Genomic DNA, 18,822 nt, shown 5'->3' on the forward strand with positions numbered 1-18,822 from the left:
CTTAATCCACGACCTTGGGCACGACGAAGAAGCCGTCGGCCGACTTCGGGGCGTTCGACAGGACCGCATCCACCTTGGCGCCGTCAGTGACGACGTCTTCGCGCAGACGCAGGGGCTGGGCGACGTTGGAGGTCATCGGCTCGACACCCTGCACGTCGACCTCGTTCAGCTGCTCGATCCAGTTCAGGATGCCGTTCAGCTCCTGGGCCAGCGGCTCCAAGCGGTCCTCGGGGGTCTTGATGCGGGCGAGGTGGGCGACCTTGCGCACCGTCGCGGCGTCGATAGCCATGGAAATCTCCGAAATTCATCCAGCCGGGGCGCGCGGGAGTCGCCCCGACTGACTCCTGTCGTGGGTTAACCGCCCGATGCGGCTTCGACAAGCGTTCCGCATTGCAATATGGGGAGGCCGTGCCCGTATTCGACCTGACAGACCTGCCCGCCGCCTGCCCGCCCGACACGCCCTGGATGGGGCTCGATCTGGGCGAGAACACCATTGGCGTGGCCGTGTCTGACACCAGCCGCATGATCGCCAGCCCGCTGCAGCTGATCCGCAAGGTGAAATTCAGCCAGGACGCCGAGCATTTGGTCAAGCTGATGAACGGCCGCAACGTCTCCGCCCTGGTCATCGGCCTGCCGCTGAACATGGACGGCTCCGAAGGCCCGCGCGCCCAGTCCTGCCGCGCCTTCGCCCGTAATCTGGAACGCCTGCGTCCCGTCAACGTGGCCTTCCAGGACGAGCGCCTGTCCACGACGGCGGTCGAGCGCTTCCTGATCGACGAGCTGGACCTGAGCCGCAAACGCCGCGCTGACGTGGTGGATCGCACCGCCGCCGCCTGGATTTTGCAGGGCGCGCTGGACCGTCTGCGCCTCTGATCCCCGCCTGATCTTCCCTGCCTCATCTTCCCCTGAGGCAGAGTCGGCTCTATAGCGGCGTCTCGATGACCCATGCCGCTTCCGTCACCGAAACCATCGAGGAGCGACTGACGCCGTTCCCCCGCGATCACTTCCTCGCCGCCGGCGATCTGAACCCGCCCGCCGCCCTGGCGCTGCTGGATCTCGCCGACGCCTTCGTCGACTTCAACCGACAGTCGGCCAAGGGCATCGACCTGATGCGCGGCCAGACGGTCGTGAACCTCTTCTTCGAGAACTCGACCCGCACCAGCTCCTCGTTCGAGATCGCCGCCAAGCGTCTGGGCGCCGACGTGGTGACCATGCCGGTCTCGGCCTCCTCGGTCGCCAAGGGCGAGACCCTGATCGACACGGCGGTGACGCTGAACGCCATGAAGCCGGAAATTCTGGTGGTTCGCCATTCGTCGTCGGGCGCCGTGGACCTGCTGTCGCAAAAGGTCGGCTGCGCGGTCGTCAACGCCGGCGACGGTCGCCATGAACACCCGACGCAAGCCCTGCTGGACCTGTTGTCATTGCGGCGCGCATTCGGTGACGTCGGCGGCCTGACGGTGGCCATCTGCGGCGACATCGCCCACAGCCGCGTGGCCCGCTCCAACGTCGCCCTGCTGTCGATGATGGGGGCGCGGGTCCGCCTGATCGGCCCGCCCACGCTTGTCCCCGGCGACGCCGACCGCTGGGGCTGCGAGGTCTTCCACGACATGAAGGAAGGTCTGGCCGGCTGCGACGTGGTCATGATGCTGCGCCTTCAACTGGAACGCATGACCGGGGCCCTGATCCCTTCGACGCGCGAGTATTTCCGCTTCTGGGGTCTGGACCGCGAGAAACTGGCTTGGGCCGCGCCGGGCGCCAGGGTCATGCACCCAGGTCCGATGAACCGGGGGGTCGAGATCGATTCCGACGTGGCCGACGACCTGACCGTCTCCCTGATCCAGGATCAGGTCGAGATGGGCGTCGCCGCCCGCATGGCCGTCCTGGCCGCCCTCGCCCACCGCCGCGCGGGAGCCACCGCATGACCGCCGCTCCGAACACGCTGGCCATCATCAACGCCCGCCTCCTCGATCCCGCCAGCGACTATGACGGCCCCGGGGCGGTCCTGATCCAGAACGGCCGCATCGTCGAGGTCGTCCACGGCCAGGCCATCCAGCGTCCCGACGGGGTCACCGTCATCGACGCCCAGGGCCGCTGCCTGGCCCCCGGCCTGATCGACATCCGGGTCAAGACCGGCGAACCGGGCAACGAGCCCAAGGAAACCCTGAAATCGGCCAGCCTGTCGGCGGCGGCGGGCGGCGTCACCACCATCGTGGTCCAGCCCGACACCGACCCGGCCATCGACGATCCCGCGCTGATCGACCACATCCAGCGACGCGGCGCGGCCCTCGATCTGGTCAACGTCCGCGCGGCGGGCGCCGCGACGCAAGGCCGCGACGGCCAGCGCATGGCCGAAATCGGCCTGATGCACGAAGCCGGCGCCCTCTATTTCACCGACGGCGACCGGGTCATCGTCAACACCCGCACCCTGCAAAGGGTGATGAGCTACGCCGCCGCCTTCAACGCCCTGATCGCCTGCCGTCCCGCCGAGCCCTGGCTGTCGGAGGGTGCGGTGGCGACCTCGGGCGAACTGGCCACCCGCCTGGGTCTGTCCGGCGCCCCCGCCATCGCCGAGCGCATTCAGCTGGAGCGCGACCTGGCCCTGGTCGAACAGACCGGCGCACGCTTCCTGGTCGATCAGATCTCGACCGAAGGCGCGCTGGAGACCCTAGCCCGCGCTCGCGCTAGGGGCCTTGAGGTTTCGGCCTCGGTGTCGATCAACCACCTCTGCTTCAATGAGATCGACATCGGCGACTACCGAACCTTCTACCGGCTGGACCCGCCGCTGCGCCCCGAGAGCGACCGGCAGGCCCTGGTCGAGGCCGTACGCGACGGTCTGATCGACGCCATCACCTCGGCCCATGCGCCCGAACCCGCCGAGAACAAGCGCCGCCCCTTCGCCGAGGCCGCGCCCGGCGCCGTGGGTCTGGAAACCCTGCTGCCCGCCGCCCTGATGCTGCATCACGAACACGGGCTGGACCTGCTGGACGTGCTGCGCCCGCTGACCCAGGGCCCCGCCGGTCTGCTGGGTCTGGACGCCGGCGTTCTCGCGGCTGGCGCGCCGGCGGACCTGGTCCTGTTCGACGCGGGCGCTCCGGTTGTGGTCGATGCGGCCACACTGCGTTCCAAATCGAAGAATTCTCCCTTCGATGGCCGCCGCCTGCAAGGGAAGGTCTTGCTCACGGTCGTTGGTGGACGCATCGTCCACGACGCACGCTAAACGGGAGCGAATCACTTGCAGGATCTAGCCGCACCGGCGCTTCTCACGCTCGGGCTTGTCGCGATTGGCGGATACCTGCTCGGTTCAATCCCGTTCGGGGTCATCCTGACCCGCGCTGCGGGCGCAGGGGACGTGCGCAATATCGGCTCCGGCAATATCGGCGCGACCAATGTGCTGCGCACCGGACGCAAGGACCTGGCTATCGCCACCCTGATCCTCGACGCGGGCAAGGGCGCGGTCGCCCTGCTGATCGCGCGGCATTTGTTCGGCGAAGCTGCGGGCGCCATCGCCGGCGGGGCGGCCTTCATGGGTCACCTCTTCCCCGTCTGGCTGGGCTTCAAGGGCGGCAAGGGGGTCGCGACCTTCTTCGGCTTGATCCTGGCCGCCTGCTGGCCTCTGGGCCTGATGGCGGCGGCGACCTGGCTGATCACAGCCTTCGCTCTGCGCTACTCCTCGCTGGCGGCGCTGGTCGCGGCCGCGGCGACGCCCTTCTATGCGCTTCTGCCCCTGGCCATGCTGGGCCTGCCCGCCCCTGCGCCCATCCTGATCCTGGCCGTCTTCACCGCCGTCCTGATCTATATTCGTCACCATGAGAACATCGCCCGGCTGCTGAAGGGCGCCGAGCCCAAGATCGGGGCCAAGAAGGCTTGACCCCGCTGTCCGACGCCGAGCGCTTCGCCCGGCTTCGGCTGGCCCGCACCGACCGCGTCGGTCCCGTGGCGTTTTCTCAACTGCTGCAAAGGTTCGGCTCGGCCGTCCGTGCGGTCGAGGCCCTGCCTGATCTGGCGCGACGCAGCGGCCGCGACGGCTACGCCCTGCCCCCCGTCGAGCGCGTCGAGGCCGAACTGGCGGCGGGCGAGCGTAGAGGCGCGCGTCTGATCCTGTTGGGCGACTGCGACTATCCCGACCTGCTGGCGGCGGTCGACCCGCCTCCGCCCCTGCTGTGGGCGCGCGGCGACATCGCCCTTCTGTCCCGTCCCTGCATCGGCGTGGTCGGCGCCCGCATCGCCTCGGCGGGCGGCCAGCGCATCGCGCGCGGCCTGTCGCAACAACTGGGTGAGGCCGGCCATGTCGTGGTCTCCGGTCTAGCGCGCGGCATCGACGCAGCGGCCCATCTGGGCGCGCTTCCAACAGGCACAGCGGCGGTGCTCGGCGGCGGCGTGGACGACATCTATCCGTCGGAGAACGCTGACCTCTATCGCCAGATCGTCGAGCAGGGCTGCATCGTCTCCGAAAGCCCCGTCGGCGCCCGCGCCCAGGCCCGCGACTTCCCCCGCCGCAACCGCATCATCTCGGGCCTGTCGCGCGGGGTGATCGTGGTCGAGGCGGAAATCCGGTCAGGATCCCTGATCACTGCCCGCCTTGCCAATGAACAGGGCCGCGACGTCTTCGCCGTCCCCGGCTCGCCCCTGGACCCCCGCTCTAAAGGCCCCAATGAACTGCTGCGTCAGGGGGCGATCCTGTGCGAAGGGGTTGAAGACGTCGAGCGCGCCTTCAACGCCCTTCGAACCCTGCGCGAACCATCAACGCCCTCTCCCTTCTCCGACGCACCCGGTGAGATCGACCAGGCGGTGATTGAACGGGTGGCGGCCCTGCTCTCGCCGACGCCCACGCCACGAGATGAACTGGCGCGGGCGCTCAGCTTGCCAATAGGCGTGGTCGCTTCCGCCCTGCTGGAACTTAGCCTTGTGGGCCGAGCGAGCCTACTGCCCGGCGGCCTGGCCTCCATCTGAGCGGGCCGTTGGAGCCTCCCGGCGCGCCTGTTCTGCAGCCGATTCAAGAGCCGACGCCAGTTTTTCATCACCGTCCCAGCGCGCCATCCGGGCCAATTCCACGGCCATGGCCGCGACGTATTCCCGCACGGGATAATCGGCCAGATCTGGTGGAGGCGGCCGGAGCTCCTGCCTTCCAGACCGAAGTTCGTGTCTCCTAGCTGGTTCCGCCACGCTCAACCCTCCTCATCGCGCCAACAAGTAAGACACAACTTTTAGTTGGATCGCAAGAATAGAAACGCGGAAAGCGTGCGTCACTCAACGACCCGATTGACTTCCCCGTCCGCGGCAACCACGTTCGCGCCCCGATTTCCCGAATAAGAGCGCCATGAATCTCGTCATCGTCGAGAGCCCCGCCAAGGCCAAGACCATCAATAAATACCTGGGTTCGGACTATGAGGTTCTGGCCTCCTACGGCCATATCCGCGACCTGCCGTCCAAGGACGGTTCCGTCCTTCCCGACGATGATTTCGCCATGGTCTGGGAGGTCGACGTCAAGGCGTCCAAGCGCTTGTCCGAGATCGCGGAGGCGGCCAAGCGCGCCGACCGCGTCATCCTCGCGACCGACCCGGACCGCGAGGGAGAGGCGATCAGCTGGCACGTGCTGGAAGTCCTGAACAAGAAGAAGGCGCTGAAGGACACCGAGGTCCAGCGCGTCACCTTCAACGCCATCACCAAGGCCGCCGTGCTCGAGGCCATGGCCAATCCGCGTCAGCTGGATATGGAGCTGGTCGAGGCCTATCTGGCCCGCCGCGCGCTGGACTATCTGGTGGGCTTCAACCTGTCGCCCGTCCTGTGGCGCAAGCTGCCCGGCGCCCGTTCGGCGGGCCGGGTGCAATCGGTCGCCCTGCGCATCGTCGTCGATCGCGAGATGGAGATCGAGAAGTTCAAGGCCCAAGAATACTGGTCGGTCGAGGCCGATCTGGTGGCCGACAGCCCGCCCTTCACCACCCGCCTGGTCAAGCACGCCGGCAAGCGCATCCAGCGTCTGGACATCCCGACCGAGGAAATGGCCTTCGCCGCTCGCGACGCCATCAAGGCCGGCGACTTCACCATCAAGTCGGTCGAGAAGAAGCCCGCCAAGCGTTCGCCCGCCCCGCCCTTCACCACCTCGACCCTGCAACAGGAAGCCTCGCGCAAGCTGGGCTTCACCGCCCAGCGCACCATGCAGGCGGCGCAGAAGCTGTATGAGGGCGTCGACGACACCGGCGGCCTGATCACCTACATGCGTACCGACGGCCTGTTCGTCAGCCCCGAAGGCATCGCCCAGGCGCGCGAGGTCATCGCCGACCGCTTCGGCCCCGCCTATGTCCCGGCCGAGCCGCGCTACTACAAAACCAAGGCCAAGAACGCCCAGGAAGCGCACGAAGCCATCCGCCCGACCAATCTGACGCGCCATCCTGACAGCCTACGCATCGATTCCGACCTGCAACGCCTCTACGAGCTGATCTGGAAGCGGATGATCGCCTCGCAGATGGAGAGCGCCCGTCTGGACCGCACCACGGTCGAGATCGAGACGCCGGACGGCCAGACCGGCCTGCGCGCCACGGGACAGGTCGTCGCCTTCGACGGCTTCATCGCCGCCTATGAAGAAGGCCGCGACGAAAAGCAGAAGGGTTCCGAAAACGAAGACGACGACGACGGCGGCCGCCTGCCTGCACTGAAGGAAGGCGCCAGGGCCAAGGTCGAGGCCATCCGCACCGACCAGCACTTCACCGAGCCGCCGCCGCGCTTTTCGGAAGCCACCCTGGTCAAGAAGCTGGAAGAGCTGGGCATCGGCCGTCCCTCGACCTACGCCTCGATCCTGACGACCCTGCGCGACCGCGAATACGTCCGCATGGACAAGAACCGCTTCTATCCCGAGGACAAGGGACGGCTGGTCACGGCCTTCCTGGAGCAGTTCTTCAGCCGCTGGGTCGAATACGACTTCACCGCCGCGCTCGAGACGCAGCTCGACGAGGTCTCCGCCGGCGAACTGGACTGGAAGGCGCTGCTGCGCAGCTTCTGGACCGACTTCCACGCCGCGACGCAAGCCGCCGGGGAGCTGCGCACCACGGCCATCCTGGATCACCTGAACGACGCCCTGGGCGCCCACATCTTCCCGGACAAGGGCGATGGTTCGGACCCGCGCGAATGCCCGCTCTGCCATCAGGGCCAGCTCAGCTTGAAGACCAGCCGCTTCGGCGCCTTCATCGGCTGCTCGCGCTATCCGGACTGCAAATACACCCGCCCGGTCGCCTCGCCTGACGGAGCCGAAGGCGGCGCGGACGGCGGCGACCGCGAACTGGGCGTCGATCCGGCGACCGGTCAGCCGGTGCAGCTCAAGATCGGCCGCTTTGGTCCCTATGTCGAAACCACGCCGCCCGGAGAGGAAAAGCCCAAGCGCTCGTCCCTGCCCAAGGGCTGGAGCCCCGCGTCCCTGACGCTGGAGCAGGCCCTGCGCCTACTGGCCCTGCCGCGCGAAGTAGGTCCTCACCCCGAGGACGGCAAGATGATCACGGCAGGTCTGGGCCGCTACGGCCCGTTCGTCCTGCACGCCGGCACCTACGCCAATGTCTCGGACATCGACGAGGTGTTCGAGGTCGGCATCAACCGCGCCGTCGCCCTGCTGGCTGAAAAGCGCGCCGGTCGTCCCGGTCGCGGCTCGGCCACGGCCCCGCTCAAGGAACTGGGCGCCCACCCTGAAGACGAAGCCCCCGTTCAGGTCATGGCTGGGCGCTTCGGCCCCTACGTCAAATGGGGCAAGGTCAACGCCACCCTGCCCAAGGGCATGGCGCCCGAAGACCTGACGCTGGAAGACGCCCTGCCCCTGCTGGCCGCCAAGGCCGGCGCGGCGCCGAAGAAGAAGGCGGCTGCGGCCAAGAAGCCTGCGGCGAAGAAGGCTCCGGCCAAGACTGCTGCTGAGAAGAAGCCGCCAGCGGCCAAGAAACCCGCCGCCAAGAAGCCGGCGGCAAAGAAGGCCGCGCCCAAGAAGGCGGCCGACGTCGAGTAGATCGCAAAAACTCTCCCGGTTCGCTCCGCGGACCGGGAGACCTCTAGCGCCCCGCCACCAGTTCGTTGCGAACGCGCCGCCCCAGGGGATCACGGGCCGGCCAGGTCTGACCCACAGACGCCTCAACCAAGGTCGTGCAGAACCGCGACAGCAGCATCCTTGGCCTGATCCCGTTCAGGCAGACGCGCTCGCCCTCGACAGCCCAGCGCGCCGTCAGCCGGCGTCCGTCGGAAAAGACCGCTCGATAACTGCCGTCGCGATCAAACAGATGTTTGACCCAGCTCCCATCCGGGTAGTGCGACACCACAGTATTTCCGAAGGCCGATTCCATCTCCGCCTCGGCCGGCAGCGCCGTCGCGCAGCAAGCGGCCAAGGCGAACGCAAGCGTTTTCAATCGCATACGACAACCCTTCCCTACCCCAAGGTGAGATTACAGACCTGTAAGGCTTTGCCAAGCGCCTGGTTCCCGAACGGAAATACTTGACTGAGACGTAGGGGTTTCCATATACCGCCGCAGGCTCGGGATAGGACTGGCGATGCGCGCCGCCCACTCGCCCACCAGGGGCGGTTCCGTAAGCTGAAGACGTTACGACGTTTCCTCCGTCCTCAAGGTTGCATGACAGAATTCACCAAGCTGGGCCTTTCGGCCACGACCCTGCAAGCGGTCGCCGATACAGGCTATACCGTGGCGACGCCCATTCAGGCCGCCGCCATCCCCGTGGCCCTCGCTGGCCGCGACGTTCTGGGCATCGCCCAGACCGGCACGGGCAAGACCGCCGCCTTCACCCTGCCGATGATCGACCGTCTGGGCTCGGGACGCGCACGGGCTCGCATGCCGCGCGCCCTTGTCCTGGCCCCGACCCGCGAACTGGCCGACCAGGTCGCCGAGAGCTTCGCCAAATACGCCAAGGGCACCAAGCTGACCTGGGTCCTGCTGATCGGCGGCGTGTCCATGGGCGATCAGGTAGCCATGCTGAACAAGGGCGTCGATGTCCTGATCGCCACGCCCGGCCGTCTGCTGGACCTGTTCGAACGCGGCAAGATCCTGCTGACCGGCGTCGAGATGATGGTCATCGACGAAGCCGACCGCATGCTCGACATGGGCTTCATCCCCGACATCGAGCGCATCTTCAAACTGACGCCGCCCAAGCGCCAGACCCTGTTCTTCTCGGCGACCATGCCGCCCGAGATCACGCGACTGACCACGCAGTTCCTCAAGGATCCGACCCGGGTCGAGGCCTCGCGTCCGGCCATGACCGCCGACACCATCACCCAGTATATCGTCCGCATTCCGACCTCGGATCCCAAGGCCAAGCGCACCGCGCTGCGCGCCCTGGTCGGCCGCGAGGACGTGAAGAACGGCATCGTCTTCTGCAACCGCAAGTCGGAAGTCGATATCGTCGCCAAGTCGCTGAAGACGCACGGCTTCGACGCCGCGCCGATCCACGGCGACCTCGACCAGTCGCTGCGCACCAAGACCCTGGCCGACTTCCGCTCGGGCGCGCTGAAAATCCTGGTGGCCTCCGACGTCGCCGCGCGCGGTCTGGACATCCCCGACGTCAGCCACGTCTTCAACTACGACGTTTCCCACCACGCCGACGATTACGTCCACCGCATCGGGCGCACCGGCCGCGCCGGCAAGCTGGGTCAGGCCTTCATGATCGTCACCCCGTCCGACGACAAGTCGCTGGATAAGGTGCTGAAGCTGATCAAGATGGACCCGCAGGAGTTGACGCTGGAAGGCATCGACTTCACCTCCATCAAGGACCGCCCCCGCACCGACGACGCCAAGGGCCGCAGCCGCAGCCGCAGCGACCGCCCGCGTCCGGTCCCCAAGAGCGACAACGTCGCCTCCATGGAGCCGATCACGGCGCCACTGCCCAAGGTTGAGAAGGCCGAGGATGCTCGCGACGAAGCGCCGCGCCGCTCACGCAGTCGTCGCTCGACCAAGCCTGAAGCCGCACCCGAGACCCTCGACGCTGTCGTCGCGGCGGCCCCGGAAGCGGTCGTTGAAACCAACGCCGGTTCGGCCAAGCCCGCCCCTCAGCGTCGCGATCGTAACCGTGATCAAGCGCCGCGAGATGCCCGCAAGTCCGAAACGCAAAAGGATCAACCCCTTCGCGCCGCCAGCGGCGGTTTTGGCGACGACATTCCGGCCTTCCTGCGCCGCCCCGTGGTCTTCCAGGACTAGGGGCAAACAGCTTCCGTACCGCCAGCTTAACTGGTCATTACGGATCGGCGTTCTAGTGTCCCCCAACTAAGAATTAGGGGCGCGAGAAGAAGAATGACGGCGCAGGTGGAAACCGCCCTTCGGGGTCCGGAGGCATATGAGCTGGCGCACCGCATCGTGGACGCCATGCAACAGGCCTCCATATGGCCAACGCCGCTGAACTTTGAGCTATGGCTGCATTACGTCAGCGATCCTGAAGGGGCGCTGGGGCGGGAGCTCCAACGGCTGCTGGCCAGCGATGCGCCTTTCACGGACGCCACCGCCGAAATGCTGGCTGCAGAATTCCTGCCGCGCGGCCGTCTTTCCGAAGAAATTCGCGATGTCGGCGCCGTTCTGAACCGCGAACTCGCCGCCGTGGCGGAGGCCATCGACAACGCGCGCAAGACGCAGACAGCTTATGGCGAGACCCTGAGCCATGCCTCGGCCAGGATGCAGGAAACCGCAGGATCGACGGATCTGACGGAGATTGTCAGCACGCTGTCCACCGCCACCCGCAAGGTCCAGCGCCATACCTCCGCCTTGGAAAAAAGACTGGAATCCTCGAACCGCGAAGTCGTCCGCCTGCGCGAACACCTCGAACAGGTGCGCCGCGACGCCATGACGGACGCTTTGACCAACCTGGCGAACCGCAAGACGTTTGATGAACAACTGGCGCGTCTCTGCGAAGAGGCCGAAGCCGAAAGCAAGGGTCTGACCCTGGCCATCGTCGATATTGACCATTTCAAGCGCTTCAACGACACTTGGGGCCATCAGACGGGTGATCAGGTGCTGCGCTACGTCGCCAGCGTTCTGGGCAGAATCGCGCGGAATCCCCGCATCGCGGCCCGTTATGGCGGCGAGGAATTCGCGGTCATCTTCCCCGGAGAAACGCCCGGGACGGTCGAAGCCGCGCTGAACGCGATTCGTGAAGAGATCGGCTCGCGCTCGCTGCGTCGTCGCTCGACCAACGATGATCTGGGCGCCGTGACCATTTCAGTCGGCTTTGCCGAGCGGCGCGTCGGCGAAACCGCACTGAGCGTGCTGGAACGCGCCGACGAAGCCCTCTACGCGTCCAAACGTGGCGGACGCAACTGCGTCACCAACGCCGAGCTCATGACCCAGGCCGCAGCCTGAGCAGGCCACGTTAAAGGCCTTGCTGACCAGCCCCCGCGTCGTGTCATAACGCAGGGATGAGAAGCTTCGCTTTCAATTTCGCCTACTGGGCCCTTTCAATTGTGTATTGCCTCGCAGCGGCCTTCGCTGCGCTCCTGCCCGGCCGGCGCGCTACATCGTGGATCATTCGCCGCTACGTGCGCCGCATGGTCCAAGCCATGGCCGTCTTCGCAGGCATTAGGCTGCAGGTGCGCGGCAAGGAGCGTCTGCCCAAGGGCGGTTTCATCGTCGCCTCCAAGCATCAGAGCTGGGGCGACGGCTTCGCCACCTATGACCAGTTTGACGACCTGGCCTTTGTCACGGGCGACCACCTCGAAAAGTTTCCACTACTCGGAACGGTGCTGAGGAAGCTCGGCGCCATCGTGGTCAACAGCTGCGGCGGCCACACGGCCCGCGCCGCGCTCAAGGAACGCGCCGCCGACGCCCATAAGGAAGGCCGCAAGATCCTGATCTACCCCGAGGGCCATCTGGCCAAGGTCGGCGAGAAGTTCCGCTATCGCTCAGGCGTCTGGCACATGTACCGCGACTTCAACATGCCGGTTGTGCCTCTAGCTACGAACCTGGGCCTGTTCTGGCCTCAGGAATCGTCGCGCAAGACGCCAGGGACGGCCACATTGGAATTCCTCGACCCCATCCCGACCGGTCTGCCGAAGGAGGATTTTCTGGCCCGACTGGAAGCCGCCATAGAAGGCAAGACCGCCGAACTGATCGCCGAGGCCACAGGCGGCCCGGTCATAGCGGCCGTTCAGGTTCCGACGCCGAGCGAAATGGCCAGAATGACCGAGCCGCAGCAAGCCGCCGCTGCTTGAGATAGCTTACCGAGGCTGGAGTCGAGCCATGAGCAGCTTCAGCAGCGCGCCAGCCATCGCTCCCATCAATCCGCACACGGCTGCTGCGGTCAGGGCGGCGACGATCCACCATTGACCGCTCCAGTCAGTCTCGGAACTGACCAGCGCATCTCTCAACACGACAAGCGGACCAACAGCGGCCCCGACGGTCGCGGAAAGCAGAATGATGTGGCGTTTCATGGACAGCACGACGTCTTCTCCCAACTGGAGATCAAAGCATACTGGAAAAACGCCGTTAGGGTATATCTGCTTATCAAGCCGCCGGGATCACCGCGCCGTCGTATTTCCCGGCGATGAAATCCTTGACCGCCTGGCTGCGTAGAGCGGTGGCCAGGGCCCGAACGCGCGGGTCGTTCTGGTTATCGGGACGCGCCACCAGATAGTTGACATAGGGGCTGTCGGCGCCTTCCAGAGACAGAGCGTCCGTCTTGGGCTTCAGCCCGGCGTCCAGCGCATAGTTGGTGTTGATCACCGCCGCATCGACCTGAGGCAGGATGCGCGGGATGGTGGCGGCCTCGACCTCCTGGAACTTCAGGCCCTTGGGGTTGGTCGCGATGTCGCGCACGGTCTGCAGCGGATTGGTCGGATCACGAAGGGTGATCAGGCCCGCCGCCTGCAATAACAGCAGCGAGCGCCCGGTGTTCGAAGCGTCGTTCGGCAGCACCACCTGCGCCCCGTTGGGGATCGCCGTCAGCGCCGTGTGCTTCTTGGAATATATGCCCAGCGGCTCGACGTGAACGCCAGCCACGATCACGAGGTCAGCGCCACGCGCGATATTGAATTCGTCCAGATAGGGCTTGGTCTGGAAATAGTTCACATCCAGCCGTTTTTCAGCCAGTTGCACGTTCGGCTGAACGTAGTCGTTGAAGACCTTGATCTCGATCGGCACGCCCTCGGCGGCCAGGATCGGCTTCACCACCTCCAGGATTTCGGCGTGCGGTACGGCGGTGGCGCCGACCAGCAGCGGGCCGGCGCCCGCCTTCTTATCTCCGCCCTGCCCGCACGCGGCGAGCATCAGAACGGCGGCGGCGGACAGCAGAAGCGAACGGCGGATCATGGCGGGCCTTCTCAACTCAACGGTGCGAGACCTTAGCGACCAGACGGTCGCCGATCATCTGCAGAATTTGTACGAGGATCAGCAGCAAAACTACGGTCACGACCATGACGTCGGTCTGGAAGCGCTGATAGCCGAAGCGCACGGCCAGGTCGCCCAGACCGCCCGCGCCGACCACGCCCGCCATGGCGGTATAGCTGACCAGGGCGATCGCCGTAACAGTGGCCCCGGCGATGATGCCCGGCATGGCCTCGGGCAAGAGGGCCCGCGTCACGATCTGGAACGTCGAACCGCCCATGGCTTGGGTCGCCTCGACCACGCCCTTGTCGACCTCGCGCAGGGCCGTCTCGACCAGTCGCGCATAGAAGGGCGCAGCGCCCACGACCAGCGGCGGAATGGCCCCGGCCACGCCCAGCGAGGTGCCGACCAGCAGCACCGTCACCGGCAGCATGACGATCAGCAGAATGATGAAGGGCACCGAGCGCAGCACGTTGACGATCAACGACAGCACGGCGTTCAGCACCGGATTGGCCGCCAGCCGTCCCTTGCCCGACAGATAGAGCAGCACGCCCAACGGCACGCCCAGAATGACGGTCAGCACCAGCGACCCACCCAGCATCAGCAGGGTGTCCACGGTCGCGCGGCCGATCTCGGCCCAATCGACATTGTCGAACATCAGGCCGCCTCCACCATGACGCCGCGCGCCGTCAGTTGCGCCACCGCCGCCTCGGCGTCGCCGCCGGTGAAGGCCACGACCAGCTGGCCATAGGGCTCGCCCCGAATGCGGCTGATGCGGCCTGACAGGATGGAATAGTCCACGCCCACCGTCCGCGCGACGCGGCTCAGTTCGGGCTCATAGGTCGAGCCGCCGCGGAAGGTCAGCCTGGCCAGACGCGCGCCGGCGGGCACGACCGAGGCGTCGAACGCCTCTTCACCCTCAGCCAGCATGGCGCGGGTCACGGGATGCTGCGGGTGAAGGAAGACGTCGGCCGTCGCGCCCTGCTCCACGATCTTTCCGTCCTCCAGCACCGCCACCCGATCGCAGACGCGGCGCACCACCTCCATCTGGTGGGTGATCAGGACGATGGTCAGACCCAGATCGCGGTTCAGCCCGTCCAGCAGGGTCAGGATGTCCTCGGTCGTCTCCGGGTCCAGGGCGCTGGTCGCCTCGTCGCACAACAGGACGCTGGGACCACAGGCCAGAGCGCGGGCGATGCCGACGCGCTGCTTCTGTCCGCCCGACAGCTGAGCCGGGTGCTTCTGCGCGTGCTCGGCCAGACCCAGCTGTTCCAGCAGTTCCGCCGTCCGCGCCTTCACCTCGGCCTCGGGCCGTCCCTCCAGCCTCAAGGGAAAGGCGACATTGTCCTCGATGGTCTTGGCGTTCAGCAGGTTGAAATGCTGGAAGATCATGCCGATCCGGCGCCGCGCGGCGCGCAACTCGGCGGGCTTCAGCGCCGTGATTTCCTGGTCATCGACAAAGATACGCCCCGCGTCGGGCGTCTCCAGCCGGTTGATGGCGCGGATCAGGGTCGACTTGCCGGCGCCCGAGCGCCCGACCACGCCGAACACCTCGCCGCGCCCGATGGTCAGATCGACGGCGTCCAGCGCCGTGCGCTCACCCGCCGCGCTGCGGTAGCGCCGGGTCACACCCTCCAGTCGGATCATTCTAGTCGGCGTCCAGGGCGGCGGCGGGGATGATGGTCACGCTCTCGCCGCAGCCGCAGGCGTCGGTCTCGTTCGGATTGCGGAACACGAACTTGGACGCCAGCTTGGTCGTCTCGTAGTCGATCTCGGAGCCGATCAGGAACAGCACGGCCTTGGGCTCGATCAGGATGGTGACGCCCTTGTCCTCGACCACCTCGTCCCGCGGCTCGATCTGCTCAGCATAGGCGAAGGTGTATTCCTGACCGGCGCAGCCGCCGTTCTTCACGCCGACCCGCAAGCCGACGTAGTCCTTCTCGGCATTGGCCATGATCTCGCGCACGCGCGCGGCGGCGGCGTCGGTCAGGGTCACGGCCTTGGGCCGGGGCCGGCGAGGTCGGGCGGCGGTCTGAAGCTCGGTCATCGACGCATCCCTAGAACATATTCAGGGCCAGCTTGGCCTCGTCGCTCATCTTGGAGGAGTCCCACGGCGGGTCGAACACCAGGTTGGCCCGCGCGGACTTTACCCCCTCGACCTTCTTCACCGCATCCTCGACCCAGCCCGGCATTTCGCCGGCCACGGGACAGCCCGGCGCCGTCAACGTCATCTCGATCAGGACGTCGCGGTCGTCGGAGACATCGACCTTGTAGATCAGGCCCAGCTCATAGATGTCGACCGGGATTTCCGGGTCGTACACCGTCTTCAGCGCCTCGATCAGGTCGTCGGTCAGCTTGTCCAGCTCAGCCTGCGACAAGGCGCTCTTCTGCGGCTCGTCCCAGGTCGCGGCGAAGGCGTCGCTGTCGCTGATGGCGTTGTCGGTCTTGGCGTCCATACTCATCACACGAAGAAGTTCCGCGCCTTGATCAGCGCATCCACGAAGGCGTCTGTATCCTCCACGGTGTTATATAGGGCGAAGGAGGCGCGCGTGCTCGAGGTCACGCCCAGTCTTTTCGCCAACGGTTCGGCGCAGTGCAGGCCGGCCCGCACGGCCACGCCGTAACGATCCATGATCTGGGCCACGTCATGGGCGTGGGCGCCCTCGACGGCGAAGGTCAGCAACGCCCCCTTGCCTTCGGCCTCGCCCAGCACCCGCAGCCAGCCGGCGTCGGCCAGCCGCGCCCGAGCGTGGTCATAGAGCGCCATCTCATGCGCGGCGACGGCTTGCCGGTCAAAGCCCGACAACCATTCCAGCGCCGCGCCCAGACCTATGGCCTCCAGGATCGGCGGCGTACCGGCCTCGAACCGATGCGGCGGCCGGGCGTAGGTCACTCGGTCCTTCTCGACCGTCTCGATCATCTCGCCCCCGCCCTGATAGGGCGGCAGGCTTTCCAGAGCCTCGGTCGTGCCGTACAGGGCGCCGACGCCGGTTGGCCCGAACAGCTTGTGGCCGGTGATGACGTACCAGTCGCAGCCGACCGCCTGAACGTCCGGCGTCGCATGGACCGCGCCCTGGCAGCCGTCGATTAGCACCCGCGCCCCGACCGCGTGGGCCAGACGGGTGATCTCAGTGATCGGGTTGATGGTGCCCAGCACATTCGACATATGGGTGACGGCGACGATCTTGGTCCTCGGCCCCAGCAGGTCGGCGAAGGCTTCCATGTCCAGCGAGCCGTCGTCCTTGATCGGCGCCCATTTCAGCACCGCGCCCTTGCGCTCGCGCAGCAGGTGCCAGGGCACGATATTGGAGTGGTGCTCCATCTCGCTGACGATGATCTCGTCGCCCGGTTCGATGCTCAGACCGATGCCGTTGGCGACCAGATTGATCGCCTCGGTCCCGCCCTTGGTCCAGACGATGTTCTCAGCCGAGGGCGCGTTCAGGAAGCGGGCGACGATCTCGCGGGCCGCCTCGAACGCCTCAGTCGCCTCGTTCGACAGGGTGTGCAGACCCCGGTGGACGTTGGCGTAGCTGCCCTCCATCGACGCCACCAGGGCGTCGATCACCGCACGCGGCTTCTGCGCCGAGGCGGCGTTGTCCAGATAGACCAGCGGCTTGCCGTTCACCTGTCGCGACAGGATCGGGAACTGCGCCCGTGCGGCGTAGGGGTCGAAGGTTCTCACAAGCGAGCCGTCAGCCATGCGCGCACAACCTCCTTCGCCGCCTCATCCTCGATGCGGTCGATGACCTCGAACAGGAAGGCCTGGACCAGCAGGGCGCGGGCCTCCTCGGCCGGAATGCCGCGCTGCTGGATGTAGAAGAGCGCGCTCTCGTCCAGCGTCCCGACCGTATTGCCGTGGGCGCACTGCACGTCGTCGGCATAGATGATCAGCTCGGGCTTGGCGTCGATCTCGCCGCGCGCGGACGCGATCAGGGCGTTGTGGGCCATGCGGGCGTCGGTGCCGTCGGCCCCGCGCTCGACGATGATCTTGCCCTGAAACACGCCGCGCGCCGTGTCGTGAACGACGCCCTTGGTCAGTTGGCTGGTCGTGCCGTCAGCGGCCCGATGATCGACCACGGTCGTCAGATCCGCATGGCGCGAACCCTTCAACAGATAGAGACCGTCCAGACGCGCGTCAGCGCCTTCGGCGCCGTGGCTCAGTTGCGTCTCGATGCGTTGCAGCTTGGCGCCGGTCGTGACCACGGTCTGGCGATAGCGACCGCCCGCCTCCAGCCGCACCTCGGCGTTGGTCACCGAAATGGCGTCCTCAGGCTCCTCGATCAGGACGATGCGCGTGACCTCGGCGTCGCGGGCCACGTCGATCTCGACCTTGTTGTGAGCGACATAGGCCGAGCCCTTGCCCTCGTGCGTCTCAAGCAGCAGCAGGCGCGCGCCGGGGCGAGCGACGATGCGGGCCGCCGCCGTGTGGCCGGTGCCGACCGCGTCGGAAATGAAGCGCAGACGCAGGGTCTGCACGCCCGAGGCGATGAAATCGGTGACGCCGACCGGGCGCCCGTTGGCGAAGACGATAGCCTCTCCGCCCAAGTCGTAGAACGGCCCCGGCGCCCCGACCAGCGCCGTGCCGGACGGCTCAGGCGCTTCGCGAAGCCAGCGCTTCAGGTCGCTGTATTTCCACGCTTCCGCGCGCCGCGAGGGAAAGGTCTCGGCGTTGGTCAGGTCGATCTGCGGCGCCGCGCTCATGCCGCGGTCGGAAGGAACTTGTCGTACCCTTCCGCCTCCAGCTCCAGCGCCAGTTCAGGCCCGCCCGAGGCGACGATGCGGCCGGCGGCCAGCACGTGCACCTTGTCCGGTTTGATGTAGTCCAGCAGGCGCTGATAGTGAGTGATGACCAGCATGGAACGATCAGCGCGACGCAGGGCGTTCACCCCCTCCGACACGATGCGCAGGGCGTCGATGTCGAGGCCCGAGTCCGTCTCGTCCAGGATCAGCAGCGACGGCTCCAGCAGGGCCATCTGCAGGATCTCCATCCGCTTCTTCTCACCGCCCGAGAAGCCGACGTTGAGCGGACGTTTGAGCATGTCAAAGTCCATCTTCAGCGCCTGCGACGCCGCCTTGACCTGTTTCAGGAAGGCGGGGGCCGAGACTTCTTCCTCGCCGCGCGCGCGCTTCTGGGCGTTCAGCGCCGTGCGGATGAAGGTCATGGCCGGCACGCCGGGAATCTCCATCGGATACTGGAAGGACAGGAAGACGCCCTTGGCCGCGCGCTCGGCCGGGTCCAGGTCCAGCAGGTCCTGATCGTTCCACGAGGCGGAACCGTCCGTCACCTCATAGCCGGGACGACCCGACAGGCTATAGCCCAGCGTCGACTTGCCGGCCCCGTTCGGCCCCATGACGGCATGGACTTCGCCCGCCGGCACTTCGAGCGTCAGGCCCCTGAGGATCGGCTTGTCAGCGACCGAGACGTGGAGGTTGTTGATCTTCAGCATGGTCAAATTTTCGAACTTGGTTCTGCGAGTTCGCACCGCAGAAGAATAAAAATGTTCTTGGAAGTCAGGCTGCCAAATGGCTCTTCGCCGCA

Annotated in this window: 20 protein-coding genes; 9 read left to right on the forward strand and 11 right to left on the reverse strand. The window is 66.5% G+C overall.

The genetic code is table 11. The features are described from left to right. Position 1: 1 nt before the first annotated feature. Positions 2–289: an Asp-tRNA(Asn)/Glu-tRNA(Gln) amidotransferase subunit GatC gene (gatC, locus tag ACOZBP_RS02905; protein ID WP_105563565.1), complete on the reverse strand. Its 288-nt coding sequence runs from the start codon at positions 287–289 to the stop codon at positions 2–4. 119 nt (positions 290–408) lie between these two features. Between gatC and ruvX the strand changes: the two genes are divergently transcribed. The 6 genes from ruvX (at position 409) to topA (ending at position 7,981) form a co-directional block, all read left to right on the forward strand. Next, a complete protein-coding gene (ruvX, locus tag ACOZBP_RS02910) occupies positions 409–873 on the forward strand; it encodes a Holliday junction resolvase RuvX (RefSeq protein WP_422674957.1) in 465 nt (154 codons plus the stop codon). Positions 874–938: 65 nt separating this feature from the next. Next, positions 939–1,922: an aspartate carbamoyltransferase catalytic subunit gene (locus ACOZBP_RS02915; RefSeq protein ID WP_422674958.1), complete on the forward strand. Its 984-nt coding sequence runs from the start codon at positions 939–941 to the stop codon at positions 1,920–1,922. Beyond that, the gene (gene pyrC / locus ACOZBP_RS02920) at positions 1,919–3,217 is read left to right on the forward strand and encodes a dihydroorotase (RefSeq protein ID WP_422674959.1); all 1,299 of its coding nucleotides are present in this window, start codon (positions 1,919–1,921) and stop codon (positions 3,215–3,217) included. Before ACOZBP_RS02915 ends, pyrC begins: the two co-directional genes overlap by 4 nt. A gap of 15 nt (positions 3,218–3,232) precedes the next feature. After that, positions 3,233–3,868, forward strand: coding sequence for a glycerol-3-phosphate 1-O-acyltransferase PlsY (gene plsY / locus ACOZBP_RS02925; RefSeq protein ID WP_422674960.1), 636 nt, complete (start codon positions 3,233–3,235; stop codon positions 3,866–3,868). After that, positions 3,865–4,950, forward strand: coding sequence for a DNA-processing protein DprA (dprA, locus tag ACOZBP_RS02930; protein ID WP_422674961.1), 1,086 nt, complete (start codon positions 3,865–3,867; stop codon positions 4,948–4,950). The genes plsY and dprA overlap by 4 nt, the downstream gene beginning before the upstream one ends. A 367-nt stretch (positions 4,951–5,317) precedes the next feature. Then, a complete protein-coding gene (gene topA, locus ACOZBP_RS02935) occupies positions 5,318–7,981 on the forward strand; it encodes a type I DNA topoisomerase (RefSeq protein WP_422674962.1) in 2,664 nt (887 codons plus the stop codon). Between the two features lie 43 nt (positions 7,982–8,024). Here the strand turns inward: topA and ACOZBP_RS02940 are convergent, their stop codons facing one another. Then, positions 8,025–8,312 carry a hypothetical protein gene (locus tag ACOZBP_RS02940; protein WP_422674963.1) on the reverse strand — a complete coding sequence of 96 codons (288 nt, stop codon included), beginning with the start codon at positions 8,310–8,312 and terminating at the stop codon, positions 8,025–8,027. A 285-nt stretch (positions 8,313–8,597) separates the two neighbouring features. On the opposite strand from ACOZBP_RS02940, the gene ACOZBP_RS02945 reads away from it, so the two are divergent. From ACOZBP_RS02945 to ACOZBP_RS02955, 3 genes are all read left to right on the forward strand, one after another. Beyond that, positions 8,598–10,172 (forward strand): DEAD/DEAH box helicase, encoded by a 1,575-nt coding sequence (locus ACOZBP_RS02945; protein ID WP_422674964.1) that lies wholly within the window; start codon positions 8,598–8,600, stop codon positions 10,170–10,172. A gap of 93 nt (positions 10,173–10,265) precedes the next feature. After that, complete coding sequence (locus ACOZBP_RS02950; RefSeq protein WP_422674965.1) at positions 10,266–11,324, forward strand: GGDEF domain-containing protein; 1,059 nt, start codon at positions 10,266–10,268, stop codon at positions 11,322–11,324. Between the two features lie 56 nt (positions 11,325–11,380). Beyond that, entirely contained in the window at positions 11,381–12,172 is a 792-nt protein-coding gene (locus tag ACOZBP_RS02955) for a lysophospholipid acyltransferase family protein (protein ID WP_422674966.1), read from the forward strand. 6 nt (positions 12,173–12,178) lie between these two features. Here ACOZBP_RS02955 and ACOZBP_RS02960 read toward each other — a convergent pair whose 3' ends face one another. The 9 genes from ACOZBP_RS02960 to sufC form a co-directional block, all read right to left on the reverse strand. Further along, complete coding sequence (locus tag ACOZBP_RS02960; RefSeq protein WP_422674967.1) at positions 12,179–12,391, reverse strand: hypothetical protein; 213 nt, start codon at positions 12,389–12,391, stop codon at positions 12,179–12,181. 73 nt (positions 12,392–12,464) lie between these two features. Continuing rightward, positions 12,465–13,268, reverse strand: coding sequence for a MetQ/NlpA family ABC transporter substrate-binding protein (locus ACOZBP_RS02965; RefSeq protein ID WP_422674968.1), 804 nt, complete (start codon positions 13,266–13,268; stop codon positions 12,465–12,467). Positions 13,269–13,284: 16 nt separating this feature from the next. After that, positions 13,285–13,941 (reverse strand): methionine ABC transporter permease, encoded by a 657-nt coding sequence (locus ACOZBP_RS02970; RefSeq protein WP_422674969.1) that lies wholly within the window; start codon positions 13,939–13,941, stop codon positions 13,285–13,287. Then, positions 13,941–14,930, reverse strand: coding sequence for a methionine ABC transporter ATP-binding protein (locus ACOZBP_RS02975; RefSeq protein ID WP_422674970.1), 990 nt, complete (start codon positions 14,928–14,930; stop codon positions 13,941–13,943). Before ACOZBP_RS02975 ends, ACOZBP_RS02970 begins: the two co-directional genes overlap by 1 nt. Before the next feature lies 1 nt (position 14,931). Next, positions 14,932–15,330, reverse strand: a complete 399-nt coding sequence (locus ACOZBP_RS02980) for a HesB/IscA family protein (RefSeq protein WP_422674971.1) — start codon at positions 15,328–15,330, stop codon at positions 14,932–14,934. A 10-nt stretch (positions 15,331–15,340) separates the two neighbouring features. Continuing rightward, on the reverse strand, positions 15,341–15,739 hold the full coding sequence (locus tag ACOZBP_RS02985) for an SUF system Fe-S cluster assembly protein (RefSeq protein ID WP_114816506.1): 399 nt from the start codon (positions 15,737–15,739) through the stop codon (positions 15,341–15,343). A gap of 5 nt (positions 15,740–15,744) precedes the next feature. Next, positions 15,745–16,983 (reverse strand): aminotransferase class V-fold PLP-dependent enzyme, encoded by a 1,239-nt coding sequence (locus tag ACOZBP_RS02990; protein WP_422674972.1) that lies wholly within the window; start codon positions 16,981–16,983, stop codon positions 15,745–15,747. Then, entirely contained in the window at positions 16,962–17,984 is a 1,023-nt protein-coding gene (gene sufD, locus ACOZBP_RS02995; RefSeq protein WP_422674973.1) for a Fe-S cluster assembly protein SufD, read from the reverse strand. Before sufD ends, ACOZBP_RS02990 begins: the two co-directional genes overlap by 22 nt. Beyond that, entirely contained in the window at positions 17,981–18,730 is a 750-nt protein-coding gene (gene sufC, locus ACOZBP_RS03000; RefSeq protein WP_422674974.1) for a Fe-S cluster assembly ATPase SufC, read from the reverse strand. Before sufC ends, sufD begins: the two co-directional genes overlap by 4 nt. Positions 18,731–18,822 lie beyond the last annotated feature (92 nt).

Source organism: Brevundimonas sp. NPDC058933 (assembly GCF_049315965.1).
Classification (GTDB): domain Bacteria; phylum Pseudomonadota; class Alphaproteobacteria; order Caulobacterales; family Caulobacteraceae; genus Brevundimonas.